This window comes from Streptomyces sp. JK94, from assembly GCF_053613315.1.
On record NZ_JBSICH010000026.1, the window covers coordinates 126002 to 138661 of the forward strand.

At 72.0% G+C, this 12660-nt stretch carries 14 protein-coding genes; 10 read left to right on the forward strand and 4 right to left on the reverse strand.

The window, feature by feature from the left end:
* The first annotated feature begins 245 nt into the window (after positions 1-245).
* Positions 246-1100 carry a hypothetical protein gene (locus tag ACVV2G_RS23315; protein WP_453844693.1) on the forward strand — a complete coding sequence of 285 codons (855 nt, stop codon included), beginning with the start codon at positions 246-248 and terminating at the stop codon, positions 1098-1100.
* Here the strand turns inward: ACVV2G_RS23315 and ACVV2G_RS23320 are convergent.
* Positions 1024-2361, reverse strand: a complete 1338-nt coding sequence (locus ACVV2G_RS23320; protein WP_453844694.1) for a D-arabinono-1,4-lactone oxidase — start codon at positions 2359-2361, stop codon at positions 1024-1026. The two genes, ACVV2G_RS23315 and ACVV2G_RS23320, sit on opposite strands and share 77 nt — an antisense overlap.
* The gene (locus ACVV2G_RS23325; RefSeq protein WP_453844695.1) at positions 2303-3559 is read right to left on the reverse strand and encodes an MFS transporter; all 1257 of its coding nucleotides are present in this window, start codon (positions 3557-3559) and stop codon (positions 2303-2305) included. Before ACVV2G_RS23325 ends, ACVV2G_RS23320 begins: the two co-directional genes overlap by 59 nt.
* A gap of 161 nt (positions 3560-3720) precedes the next feature.
* Here ACVV2G_RS23325 and ACVV2G_RS23330 point away from each other — a divergent pair, with 161 nt between their 5' ends.
* Both ACVV2G_RS23330 and ACVV2G_RS23335 read left to right on the forward strand, forming a co-directional pair.
* Entirely contained in the window at positions 3721-4848 is a 1128-nt protein-coding gene (locus ACVV2G_RS23330; protein WP_453844696.1) for a ferrochelatase, read from the forward strand.
* An 8-nt stretch (positions 4849-4856) separates the two neighbouring features.
* Positions 4857-5675 (forward strand): inositol monophosphatase family protein, encoded by an 819-nt coding sequence (locus tag ACVV2G_RS23335; RefSeq protein ID WP_453844697.1) that lies wholly within the window; start codon positions 4857-4859, stop codon positions 5673-5675.
* Between the two features lie 341 nt (positions 5676-6016).
* Here ACVV2G_RS23335 and ACVV2G_RS23340 read toward each other — a convergent pair whose 3' ends face one another.
* Entirely contained in the window at positions 6017-6190 is a 174-nt protein-coding gene (locus tag ACVV2G_RS23340; RefSeq protein WP_453844698.1) for a hypothetical protein, read from the reverse strand.
* 426 nt (positions 6191-6616) lie between these two features.
* On the opposite strand from ACVV2G_RS23340, the gene ACVV2G_RS23345 reads away from it, so the two are divergent.
* From ACVV2G_RS23345 to ACVV2G_RS23360, 4 genes are all read left to right on the forward strand, one after another.
* The gene (locus ACVV2G_RS23345; protein WP_266726523.1) at positions 6617-7270 is read left to right on the forward strand and encodes a response regulator transcription factor; all 654 of its coding nucleotides are present in this window, start codon (positions 6617-6619) and stop codon (positions 7268-7270) included.
* A gap of 6 nt (positions 7271-7276) precedes the next feature.
* The gene (locus ACVV2G_RS23350) at positions 7277-8521 is read left to right on the forward strand and encodes a sensor histidine kinase (RefSeq protein ID WP_453844699.1); all 1245 of its coding nucleotides are present in this window, start codon (positions 7277-7279) and stop codon (positions 8519-8521) included.
* Between the two features lie 405 nt (positions 8522-8926).
* Positions 8927-9223 (forward strand): DUF4193 domain-containing protein, encoded by a 297-nt coding sequence (locus tag ACVV2G_RS23355; protein WP_003993510.1) that lies wholly within the window; start codon positions 8927-8929, stop codon positions 9221-9223.
* A 13-nt stretch (positions 9224-9236) separates the two neighbouring features.
* Positions 9237-10178 carry a hypothetical protein gene (locus ACVV2G_RS23360; protein WP_453844700.1) on the forward strand — a complete coding sequence of 314 codons (942 nt, stop codon included), beginning with the start codon at positions 9237-9239 and terminating at the stop codon, positions 10176-10178.
* A 13-nt stretch (positions 10179-10191) separates the two neighbouring features.
* Here the strand turns inward: ACVV2G_RS23360 and ACVV2G_RS23365 are convergent, their stop codons facing one another.
* Positions 10192-10653, reverse strand: a complete 462-nt coding sequence (locus tag ACVV2G_RS23365) for a DUF3093 domain-containing protein (protein WP_453844701.1) — start codon at positions 10651-10653, stop codon at positions 10192-10194.
* Between the two features lie 57 nt (positions 10654-10710).
* Here ACVV2G_RS23365 and ACVV2G_RS23370 point away from each other — a divergent pair, with 57 nt between their 5' ends.
* Genes ACVV2G_RS23370 through ACVV2G_RS23380 form a run of 3 tightly spaced genes read left to right on the forward strand, consistent with a single transcriptional unit; the run spans position 10711 to position 12597 of the window.
* Positions 10711-11295, forward strand: coding sequence for a PaaI family thioesterase (locus tag ACVV2G_RS23370; RefSeq protein ID WP_453844702.1), 585 nt, complete (start codon positions 10711-10713; stop codon positions 11293-11295).
* Complete coding sequence (gene dut, locus ACVV2G_RS23375; protein ID WP_453844703.1) at positions 11292-11843, forward strand: dUTP diphosphatase; 552 nt, start codon at positions 11292-11294, stop codon at positions 11841-11843. Before ACVV2G_RS23370 ends, dut begins: the two co-directional genes overlap by 4 nt.
* A gap of 1 nt (position 11844) precedes the next feature.
* On the forward strand, positions 11845-12597 hold the full coding sequence (locus tag ACVV2G_RS23380) for a DUF3710 domain-containing protein (protein ID WP_453844704.1): 753 nt from the start codon (positions 11845-11847) through the stop codon (positions 12595-12597).
* Positions 12598-12660 lie beyond the last annotated feature (63 nt).

The window sequence follows — 12660 nt, forward strand, 5'->3', positions numbered from 1 at the left end:
GCACCCCCTGTCGGGAGGCTTGACCCAGGGCTCGCCACAGTACTCCATTCGGGCCACGTGCGTGGATGGGCGCGCCGTCCGTTTTCCGGCAAGGGTGCCGCTCTGCCCTCCCCGGAGCGGTTCCGGCGATCTTGGCGTGGCGTACTTCACGCAATCGCCAGAAACGGAACTAATGGTTTCGTCCGCACGTCCCTTTCTCATGCAGTTGATCGATCGCGTACGGGAAAGGCAGGCAAGGTCCGGGGATGCGTCAAAAGCCCGAGAACGCAGGTGACACGGATGCGCACACGGAGGGGACGCACAAGCGGATCGACCTGAGCGTGCCCCAGGTCGCGAGCAGTGCCCTGGCGGCGGTGGTGGCCGCCAAACTCGCCTCCTCCTTCGGCGTGTACGGCACGATCCTGGGGGCCGGCCTGATCAGCGTCGTCGCGACCTGTGGTGGTTCGGTCCTCCAGCACTTCTTCAAGCGCACCGGCGAGCAGTTCCGGGAGAAGCGCACCGTCGGAGCCGTGCGGGCCGGTGGGCGGACGGCTCCGGCCGCGGCAGTGCCTACGGGCCCGGCCCCGGGCGAGTTCACCGAGGGCACCCTCCATCGCGCGCGGACCACGGGCTGGAAGCGCCCGGTGGTCGCGGCGGCCCTCGTCTTCGGCATCGCCATGACCGGGATCACCTCGTACGAACTCGCCTCCGGCCAGAACCTCGGCGGTGGCCACAGCACCACCGTGGGCGACGCGCTGTCCGGCCGAAACCAGTCGGCGGTGGACTCGGGGGAGTCGGGCAGCTCCGACGACGGGCAGGACGACCAGGACTCCGGCGGGGCCGACGAGACGGAGGACTCCGGTTCCGGGGCCGGCACTCCGGCGGCCACTCCGTCCGGGTCCCCGGGCGGGACCGGCGACAGCACGCCCTCGGACGGCTCCACCCCCGACGACGGCGGTACGGCGTCCAGCCCGACGCCCACACCCGACGCCACGGGCGAGGAGGACGCCGGCGAGACCACGAGCCCGGCCCCCGACGCCTCGGCTACGAGCCCAGAACCCGGCGCACGTAGTCGTTCAGGAACAGCCGCTCCGGATCAAGACGGTCCCGCAGCGCCGTGAACTCGCCGAAGCGCGGATACACCCGGGAGAAGTACTCCGCGTCCCGGGTGTGCAGCTTGCCCCAGTGCGGCCGCCCCTCGTGAGCCGTGAAGATCCGCTCGGCGGCGGTGAAGTACGCCTGGTGGGGCGTTCCCCGGAACATGTGGACGGCGATGTACGCGCTGTCCCGGCCGGAGGCGGTGGACAGCGTGATGTCGTCGGCCGGGGCGGTGCGCACCTCGACCGGGAAGCTGATCCTGAGCCGCGACCGGTCGACCATCGCCTTCAGTTCGCGCAGCGCCTCGACGACGGCCGCACGCGGAACGGCGTACTCCATCTCCACGAACCGCACCCGGCGCGGAGACGTGAAGACCTTGTAGGGGGTGTCCGTGTACGTCCGCGCGGAGAGCGCCCTGCTCGAGATCCGGGCGATCGCGGGGGTGGCGGCGGGCACCAGGCGGCCGACCTGGTTGGCCGCCTGGAAGACGCCGTTGGACAGGAACTCGTCCTCGAACCAGCCCTGGAGCCGGCCCACCGGCCGCGCGGGGCCGGCGCTGCGGTTGTTGCGCTTGGTGTTGGTGCTGCCGGTGTGGGGGAACCAGTAGAACTCGAAGTGCTCGTTCTCCGCCCACAGTTCGTCGAAGTCGGCCAGCACCCGCTGGAGCGGCATCGGCTCCTCGCGGGCCGTGAGCAGGAAGACCGGCTCGACGGCGAAGGTGATCGCGGTCACGACGCCCAGCGCGCCCAGGCCGATCCGGGCGGCGGCGAACACCTCACCGTTCTCGTGCGCGGAACAGGTCAGTACCGAGCCGTCCGCCGTGACCATTTCCAGGCCCCGGACCTGGGCGGCGATCGACGCCGAGTCGCGGCCCGTGCCGTGGGTGCCGGTGGCGATGGCGCCGGACACGGTCTGCTCCATGATGTCGCCCATGTTCGTCAGCGACAGGCCCTCTCGCGCCAGGGCCAGGTTGAGCCTCCTGAGCGGGGTGCCCGCCTCGACCGTGACGGTCATGGCGTCGCGGTCGATGCCGCGGATGCCGGTCAGCAGGTGGGGGCGTATCAGCACACCGTCCGTCGCGGCGATGGACGTGAAGGAGTGCCCGCTGCCGACGGCCTTGACCCGCAGTCCGTCCTCGGCGGCCCCGCGGACGGCTGCGGCCAGTTCGTCGACGGAGGCGGGGGCGACCTCCCGCGCGGGGCGCGCGCGGACGGTGCCGCCCCAGTTACGCCATGTGCGGTTCTTCCCGCTCGTCTTTCCGCTCGCCGTGCGTGTGCTGCTCAACGGTCCCTCCCCGACGCGGAGCCGGCCGCTTGAGCCGGCGGTACCCGAGGAAACCGACCGCGACCGCGACGGCACCGGCCACCGCCGGAACCCCGTACCCGGCACGGGCCCCGGAGGTGTCGATCACCCAGCCGCCCCCGGCGGAGCCGAGCGCGACCCCGACCGCGAGTCCGGTGCTCACCCAGGTCATGCCCTCGGTGAGCTGCGTGCGTGGTACGTGCTCTTCGATGAGGGACATGGTCGTGATCATCGTGGGAGCGATGGACAGACCCGCAACGAACAGCGCCGCGGCCAGAAACAGCAGGTTTCCGACCAGTAGGAGGGGGATCATACTCACGGCCATCGCACAGACGCCCAGCAGCCAGCGGCGTTCGGGCGGCCCGGCGAAGCGGAGCAGCCCGAAGACCATGGCCGCCGTGCACGACCCCGCCGCGTACAGGGCGAGTACGAGACTGGCGGCGGCCTTGTGCCCCTCCTCCTCGGCGAAGGCCACGGTGACGACGTCTACGGCCCCGAAGATCGTGCCCGTGGCCACGAACGTGCCGACCAGGACCTGAAGGCCCCGGGAGCGCAGCGCGGTGCCGCCGCCCGTGTGCTCGCGCGGGTGCGGCTCGGGCTCGGTGGCGCGCTGCGCGGTCAGCCAGAACACGCCCGTCGCGAGGAAGCAGGCCGCGAGCAGCGGTCCGGCCTCCGGGAACCAGGCCGTGGACAGGCCGATGGAGATGATCGGCCCGAAGATGAAGCAGATCTCGTCCACCACGGACTCGAAGGAGTACGCGGTGTGCAGGTGCGGGGTGCCCCGGTACAGGGCCGCCCAGCGGGCCCTGACCATCGCGCCGACGCTCGGCACGCAGCCGATGCCGACACAGGCGGCGAACAGCACCCAGTCCGGCCACCCGTAGTGCGCGGCCGGCAACAGCACGGCCGCCGCGGTGAGCGACACCAGGGTCGCCGGCCGCAGTACCCGCCGCTGGCCGTACCGGTCGACCAGACGGGAGACCTGAGGTCCGGCCACGGCGGCGGCGAGCGCGATGGTGGCCGACAGGGCCCCGGCCAGTCCGTACCGTCCGGTGAGCTGCGAGATCATCGTCACCACGCCGATGCCCATCATCGACAGCGGCATCCGGCCGAGGAAGCCCGCGGTCGAGAAGGCCTTGGCGCCGGGGGCGGCGAACAGGGCGCGGTAGGGGCTGGGCAACGAGGTCTCCGGGAACGGTTCGGTGGAGTTCGGTAAGGTCCGAACGCCGTCGATACAGATTACTCGCCGCTTTGTTCGGAAACACCCCCGCGGAGAGGGGGAGACGCACCGTCGGCACCCACCGTTTTCCCGCTGTCAGTGCCGGGTGGCAGGATCGAGACATGCCAGACGTGCTCGATGCCAGCCCCTACGACGCCCTGCTCCTGCTCTCTTTCGGTGGCCCGGAGGGCCCGGACGACGTGGTCCCGTTCCTGGAGAACGTGACACGCGGGCGCGGTATCCCCAAGGAACGCCTCAAGGAAGTCGGCCGTCACTACTTCCTCTTCGGCGGGGTCAGCCCCATCAACGACCAGAACCGCGCCCTGCTGGACGCCCTCCGCGAGGACTTCGCCGGGCACGGTCTGGACCTGCCGGTCTACTGGGGCAACCGCAACTGGGCGCCGTACCTCACGGACACCCTGCGCGAGATGGTCCGCGACGGCCGCCGCCGCATCCTCGTCCTCGCCACCAGCGCCTACGCCTCCTACTCGGGCTGCCGGCAGTACCGCGAGAACCTCGCGGACGCGCTCGCCACCCTGGAGGCCGAGGGCCTGGAGCTGCCGAGGATCGACAAGCTCCGGCACTACTTCAACCACCCGGGCTTCGTCGAGCCCATGGTCGACGGGGTCGTCCGGTCCCTGGCCGAGCTGCCCGAGGAGGTCCGGGACGGCGCGCACCTCGCCTTCTCGACCCACTCGATCCCCACCTCGGCGGCGGACACCTCCGGTCCGGCCGAGGAGCACGGGGACGGCGGGGCGTACGTGCGCCAGCACCTGGACGTCGCGCAGCTGATCGCCGACGCCGTCCGCGAGCGCACCGGTGTCGACCGTCCCTGGCAGCTCGTCTACCAGTCGCGGTCGGGCGCCCCGCACATCCCGTGGCTGGAGCCCGACATCTGCGACCACCTGGAGGAGCGCCACGCGGCCGGAGCCCCCGCCGTGGTGATGGCCCCGATCGGCTTCGTCTCCGACCACATGGAGGTCCTGTACGACCTGGACACGGAGGCCACGGACAAGGCCTCGGAGCTGGGGCTGCCGGTGCGGCGGTCGGCCACCGTGGGCGCCGACCCGCGGTTCGCCGCCGCGGTCCGCGACCTGGTCCTGGAGCGCGCCGCCGACGAGCGCGGGCAGGAGGTCGCGCCGTGCGCCCTCGGCACGCTCGGCGCGAGCCACCACCTCTGCCCGGTCGGCTGCTGCCCCGCCCGCGCTCCCCGCCCCGCCGCCGCGGGCGCCGACAGCCCCTACGCGTGAGGAACCCCGTGACCGACGTGACGCCCGACCCGTTGCACGCCGAGCTGCTGGAGATCGCCCAGGAGGCCGCCCACCGCGCGGGCGAGCTGCTGCGCGACGGCCGCCCGGCCGACCTGGCGGTCGCCGCCACCAAGTCCAGCCCGATCGACGTGGTCACCGAGATGGACATCGCGGCGGAGAAGCTGATCACCGGCCTGATCGCCGACCGGCGCCCCGACGACGGGGTCCTCGGCGAGGAGGGTTCCTCGACGGAGGGCACGAGTGGCGTCCGCTGGGTGATCGATCCGCTCGACGGCACGGTCAACTACCTGTACGGGCTGCCCACCTGGGCGGTCTCGATCGCCGCCGAGCAGGGCGGCGAGCGGGTGGCCGGCGTCGTCGTGGCGCCGATGCGGCGCGAGTCGTACCACGCGGTGCTGGGCGGCGGGGCCTGGGCGACGGGCGCCTGGGACGGCGAGCGCAGGCTCACCTGCCGGGCCCCGGCGCCGCTGGACCAGGCCCTGGTCTCCACGGGCTTCAACTACGTCGCCGACGTCCGCGCCGAACAGGCCGAGATCGCACGGCGGCTGATTCCGCTGGTGCGTGACATCCGGCGCGGCGGCTCCGCCGCGATCGACCTGTGCGACGTGGCCGCCGGGCGCCTCGACGGCTACTACGAGCGCGGTCTGCACCCCTGGGACCTCGCGGCGGGTGACCTGATCGCACGGGAGGCGGGCGCGGTGACCGGCGGACGCCCCGGTAAGCGCCCGTCCGGAGACCTGGCCGTCGCGGCCACCCCGGCGGTGTTCGAGCCCCTCCAGCGGCTGCTGACGCAGTTCGGCGCGTAGGCCCCGCCCGGAAGGGCCGGCCACGAGCGGCGGCGGCGCCGGGTGGGCGTGGACACCGGGCCGCCCCGCGTACGTCCGGCGGCACCCTCGCGTCCACACCGACGGGGCGGCGCCACCGTCCCCCGCGCGGTGGCGGCACCCGCGTCCGCGCCGACCCGGGGGCCGGGGACCGCGGGGAGGGGCGAACGGCCGCCGTCACGTCCGTCCCACGGCCGGTGCCGGCCACTCCGGGCCGCCCCGCCGGACCGCGCCCCACCACCGCCCGCGCCCCCGCCGGAGGCGACCCGCACGACCAGGCCCCGGCGCTGGATCCCGCCGGGGCCTGGTCGCTCACGGGCCGATCAGACGCTGGTCGCGCCGACCTCCACACCGTGCTCGGCTGCGAGACGGCGCAGGTCGTCGAGTTCTCCCAGCTCCACCTCGACGAGGAACTCGTCCCCCTCGTCGCGGGCCCGGGACAGGTCGGACTCGGTCGTCTGTATGCGCTGCAGAAGTCCTGCGGTGAAAGCGTCCATGCTGCGCCCCCTCGTCCTGGGTCGTGGGTCGGTGGCACGGGGGTGTGCCGTTGGGAAGGGGCGATCACGTCTCCGGTGGAGTGCCCAGCGCCACCCCGCTGGGCGGCGACGGTGCCGGACACCCACGCCCGCTCTGCGGAAGCGGACCGCGGCGTACCGCGCGGTGGCGCGGCACAGGCAGAGCGTGATCGCGGGGTGTAAAGCCGTCCTCCCCCTGCTCCCTTTCGCGGAAACCTCAACCGCGCGAGAAAATCCCGCATTCCCGGTTCCGCGGTGGGGACCCACGGCGGACCGCACCGCCCCCTCACCCGCCTTACCGCCGACTTATGGCCGAAAAGGGCAGGATGGAGGCAACACACCCACCAGCCCCCTGCCCTCGTGCGCCCGACAAGCGCTGCGCGGGTGGACACAGGAAGGACAAGCGACGTGCGCGTACTCGTCGTCGAGGACGAGCAGCTGCTCGCCGATGCGGTGGCCACCGGACTACGCCGGGAGGCCATGGCCGTCGACGTCGTGTACGACGGTGCGGCCGCCCTGGAGCGCATCGGCGTCAACGACTACGACGTGGTCGTCCTCGACCGCGACCTCCCGCTCGTGCACGGCGACGACGTGTGCCGCAGGATCGTCGAGCTGGGCATGCCCACGCGCGTGCTGATGCTGACGGCCTCCGGCGACGTCAGCGACCGGGTGGAGGGCCTGGAGATCGGCGCCGACGACTACCTCCCGAAGCCGTTCGCGTTCAGCGAGCTCATCGCGCGCGTACGCGCCCTGGGCCGGCGTACCAGTGTGCCCCTGCCCCCGGTCCTGGAGCGGGCCGGGATCAAGCTCGACCCCAACCGCCGCGAGGTCTTCCGCGAAGGCAAGGAGGTGCAGCTAGCCCCCAAGGAGTTCGCCGTGCTGGAGGTGCTGATGCGCAGCGAGGGCGCGGTCGTCTCGGCGGAGCAGCTGCTGGAGAAGGCCTGGGACGAGAACACCGACCCGTTCACCAACGTCGTCCGCGTGACCGTCATGACCCTGCGCCGCAAGCTGGGCGAGCCGCCCGTCATCGTCACCGTCCCCGGCTCCGGCTACCGGATCTGATCGACCGTGGCGACGACACCCGCGCCCCCCGGGGCGCCCCCGAAACCCACCTGGGACCCGCGGTCGGCCGCCCCGATGCCGTGGCTGCGTCCCACCATCCGGATAAGGCTCACCCTGCTGTACGGCGGCATGTTCCTGATCGCGGGCATCCTGCTGCTGTCGATCATCTACCTGCTCGCCGCCCAGGCGGTCCGCACCGGCAACCAGCCGCTCTACAAGATCGTCGACTTCCAGGACCTCCAGGTCGCGAGCAACGACTGCCCCGGCGTCACCAACGGCGGCCTCTCGCTGTCGCAGTTCAACGCCGCGATCAGCGACTGCATCGACCACCAGCGCCAGGTCGCCCTGGACCGGCTGCTCAGCCGCTCGCTGCTGGCCCTGCTCGGCCTCGCCGTGATCGCCTTCGCCTTCGGCTACGCCATGGCCGGACGCGTCCTGTCGCCGCTGGGCCGGATCACCCGCACGGCGCGCGCCGTGGCGGGCTCCGACCTCTCCCGCCGGATCGAGCTGGACGGCCCGGACGACGAGCTGAAGGAGCTGGCGGACACCTTCGACGACATGCTGGAGCGGCTGCAGCGGGCCTTCACCGCCCAGCAGCGCTTCGTCGGCAACGCCTCCCACGAGCTGCGCACGCCCCTGGCGATCAACCGCACCCTCCTGGAAGTGCACCTGTCCGACCCGAACGCCCCGGTGGAACTCCAACAGCTCGGCAAGACGCTGCTGGCCACCAACGAACGCAGCGAGCAGCTCGTCGAGGGCCTGCTGCTCCTGGCCCGCAGCGACAACCAGATCGTCGAACGCAAACCGGTGGACCTCGCCGAGGTGGCCGGTCAGGCCATCGACCAGGTGCACGCCGAGGCGGACGCCAAGGACGTGGAGATCCGCGGCGCGCGCGAACCCGCGGTGGTCCAGGGCAACGGGGTCCTGCTGGAGCGGATCGCGCTGAACCTGGTGCAGAACGCCGTGCGCTACAACGTGCCCGAACAGGGCTGGGTCGAGGTCACCACCGCGGTCGAGAACGGACAGGCGGTCCTGGTGGTCACCAACACGGGTCCGGTCGTGCCGGCGTACGAGATCGACAACCTCTTCGAGCCGTTCCGGCGGCTGCGCACCGAGCGCACCGGCAGCGACAAGGGCGTGGGCCTCGGCCTGTCCATCGCGCGGTCGGTGGCCCGGGCGCACGGCGGGCACATCTACGCGCAGCCGCGCGAGGGCGGGGGGCTCGTCATGCGCGTCACGCTCCCCGTCTGAGATCATGACCCCGACATTCCACAGAGCTCCGAGGACGTTCGCTTTGAGCGGAATTTGCAGGCCACCGGCCCGGAAGCCGCCTGTGTGATCGATCACAGCGGAGGCTTTCTCGCCACCTACTCTCCGTGATCATGCACCCTGTCGGAAAGCCGGGAAAATCCCGGTTTTCAGGGGTCTTGATCACGGGAAGTACACGATGAGGCGCCTTTGTAGTGCGGTATTAGGACCGTGTACGGTCCCCATCGCCATCCAACCCGATCACTCATGAGGAGTCCGGTTGGGTGTCGATTGAGTAACAGACCTTGATGTGAGGCAAAATCTCCGCCTCAGGTCGGGCACAAGTCCGGCCTCTCACGCGTTACGTGCGCTGGAGACACCGCAGATACCCAGAGGGGGAGAGCGACCATGGCAACCGATTACGACACTCCACGCAAGACCGACGACGACGTCGACTCGGACAGTCTCGAAGAGCTGAAGGCCAGGCGGAACGACAAGTCCGCCTCGGCCGTCGACGTCGACGAGTTCGAGGCCGCGGAAGGCCTCGAACTTCCCGGCGCAGACCTCTCGAACGAGGAACTGGCGGTCCGTGTACTGCCGAAGCAGCAGGACGAGTTCACCTGCATGAGCTGCTTCCTGGTGCACCACCGCAGCCAGCTGGCCCGGGAGAAGAACGGCCAGCCCATCTGCCGCGACTGCGACTGAGGCGGGGTCGGCCGTGACTGGCTCGACCCCTCCCTGGAAGCGCCGCTTCTCCAGGCGGGAAGCGGACCAAGGACCGTCGGACGGTCCGTACAGCGCGCGTGATGACGAGCGGGGCCCGACCGGCAGCGGGACGGCCTCGCTCGAACCGGTGGACGACCGGGGCAGCCTCCCGGCGACCGCGGAGACGCCGGTACCCGCTGCCCGGCGCCGGGCAGCGGCGTTCCGGCACAAGGCGGGACAGGGAGTCCGCAACGGCGGCCAGCGTGCCAGGGCCGCTCTGGCGTACCTGGCCGACCGGATCATCGAGCTGGCCCCACGTGTGCCGGTGCGGGACCTGGCGACGCTCCGCAAGCAGTTCCCCGGCCTGGGACCCGAGGAGCTCGCCGACCGGCTGGTGGCCGGCGCGGCCAAGGGCACGGCGACGGTGGGCGCGGGAATCGGCGCGGCGGCGATGATGCCCGTACCACCCGCGATGCCCGCCGAGCTGGCCGCCGAGGTCACCGGCGTCGCGGCGATCGAACTCAAACTGATCGCCGAACTCCACGAGGTCTACGGCGCCCGCCCGCCCGGCGGCCTCACCCAGCGCAGCACCGCGTACCTCAACTCCTGGTCGGACGAGCGCGGTGTCGACGTCTCGAAGCCGTCGACCCTCGGTTCGGCCATGAACGGCCACATGAAGCGCCAGCTGCGCCAGCAGATCATGAAGCGGATGGTGCGCAACCTGCCGAACCTGATGCCGTTCATGGTGGGCGCGGCCGTCGGAGCCGTCATGAACCGCCGCGACACCAGAAAGCTGGCCGCCAGAATCCGGGCGGACCTGCGCAGGAAGCAGGTGCCGTGGAGCGCCCTCGACGACCTTCCGGCTCTCGAAGGGCCGCAGGACGCCCTGGACATGAGCGCCCTGGCGAAGGAGCTAGGCCCGGGAGGGCCCGGCCGCCGGGACGACGGGCACTGAACCTCCGTAGGCGCTACACCGCCGCCTTCGCCGCCGTCAGGGCCGCCACCAGCCGCTCCGGCTCACGGGTCGACAGGTACAGGTATGGAGTCGGGTCCTCCGGATCCGTGACCATCACGCGCACGGCCCTCGGGATGTAGGCGCGCAGCAGCAGGAAGGCCCGGGTGTCGGCCTTGTAGGTGCGCCAGGCGCGGGCCTCCTCCGGATCGAGGATCTCCGCCTCGCCCAGCGCCGAGACCGGCACCTTCGCCTCGCCCGCGATCAGCGAGCCGCCCACGACGCGGATGCGGACCGCGCCGTACGAACTGGCGGCCACCGCGGCCACCGCCGTCCCGCCGGCCAGGCCGCCCAGCATCGGCAGCGTGCCGAAGGGCAGCAGGATCAGGGCGAACGCGAGCCCCACCAGGAAGGAGACCAGCCACCAGGAGCGGGGCGCGGTGAGGCGTTCTTCGTACGGGGCGGGGGAGGGCTGCATGAACCAAGCTTGGCACGGTATCGGTGTTCGGCCGACGCGCGGGTAAGGTCTGCGCCTGTGAGTGGTACTTCCCCGGGTCTCCAGCCCCCCGCCGACGCCGTGAAACCCGACCGGCACCCCGACGCGCCCGCCCCCGGCGAGCTGCTCGGCGCGCACTACGGCCAGTGCTTCGGCTGCGGCGGCGACCAGCCCCACGGACTGCACCTCCAGGCGCGGGCCGGTGAAGGCGTGTCGATCACCGCCGAGTTCACCGTGCGGCCCGCCCACCAGGGAGCCCCCGGCCTGGCGCACGGCGGCGTGCTGGCCACCGCCCTGGACGAGACCCTCGGCTCGCTGAACTGGCTGCTGCGCACCATCGCGGTGACCGGCAGGCTGGAGACCGACTTCCTGCGGCCGGTGCCCGTCGGTACGACGCTGCACCTGGAGGCCGAGGTGACCGCCGTGGCCGGCCGGAAGATCTACTCCACCGCCACCGGCCGGATCGGCGGCCCCGGCGGACCCGTGGCCGTCCGCGCGGACGCGCTCTTCATCGAGGTCAAGGTGGATCACTTCGTGAGCCACGGCCGCGAGGAGGAGATCCGCGCCGCCATGGACGACCCCGACCAGCTCCGCCGCGCCCGCGCCTTCGAGGTGAACCCGTGAGCCGTGCCGGCCTGGACGTCCTGATCCGCCGCGTCGACCCCGACGTACCGCTTCCCGCGTACGCGCAGCCCGGTGACGCGGGGGCCGATCTGCGGACCACCGAGAGCCGCGAACTCGGGCCCGGCGAAAGGGCCGTACTGCCGACGGGCGTGGCTGTGGCGCTCCCGGAGGGGTACGCGGCCTTCGTGCACCCACGCTCCGGGCTGGCCGCCCGCTGCGGTGTCGCCCTCGTGAATGCCCCGGGGACGATTGATGCCGGGTACCGTGGGGAGATCAAGGTGATCGTGGTGAATCTCGACCCGCGCGAGACGGTGCGGTTCGAGCGTTTCGACCGGATTGCCCAACTGGTCGTCCAGCAGGTCGAGAGGGTCCGCTTCCGCCAGGTCGCGGAGCTTCCCGACTCGGCGCGGGCCGAGGGGGGCTTCGGGTCCACCGGCGGCCACGCCGGGTGGGACCGTGCAAGCGGCACAAGCGGTCAGGTCGCCGAGGGCGGCCCGACGGGTGGGAATCGATACGCTTCGGTCGTATCCGACCGGGAAGGACAGTGACGTGTTCGGACGTCGCAAGAAGAGGGATGCCGCCGAGGGCGCGGCCGGCGAGGCCGAGCAGGTCGTCGACAGCGTCGAGACCGAGGCGGACGAAGAGCGCGAGCGCGTGCGGCTCGAGCCCGAACCGCGGCCCGACGGGCCCTGGGACAGCACCGAGGTCCGCGACCCTGCCGAGGGCCGGGTGGACCTGGGCGGACTGTTCGTACCCGGAGTCGACGGCATGGAGCTGCGGGTGGAGGTCGCGGGCGACGCGATCGTCGCCGCGACCGTCGTGCTGCGCGACAGCGCCATCCAGCTGCAGGGCTTCGCCGCTCCCAAGCGCGAGGGCATCTGGGGCGAGGTGCGCGAGGAGATCGGCTCCGGCATCACCCAGCAGGGTGGCATCGTCGACGAGGTCGAGGGCCCGCTGGGCTGGGAGCTGCGGGCCCAGGTCCCGGTGCAGCTGCCGGACGGCACGGGCGGTTTCCAGGTCGTGCGGTTCGTCGGTGTGGACGGTCCCCGCTGGTTCCTGCGCGGCGTGATCTCGGGCCAGGGCGCGGTGCAGCCGCAGGCCGCCGGTCTGCTGGAGCAGATCTTCCGGGACACGGTCGTCGTCCGCGGTGACGGCCCCATGGCCCCGCGCGACCCGATCGTCCTCAAGCTGCCGAACGACGCGCAGATGGTCCCGGAGGGGGTCCAGCAGGAGGAGGGCTCCCGCTTCTCCGGCGGCATGGGCCAGCTCCAGCGCGGACCGGAGATCACCGAGGTCCGGTAAGCGCTCCGTACACCGGCGGAAGGGCCGCGTCCCCGACGGGACGCGGCCCTTTCCCGTGTCTGC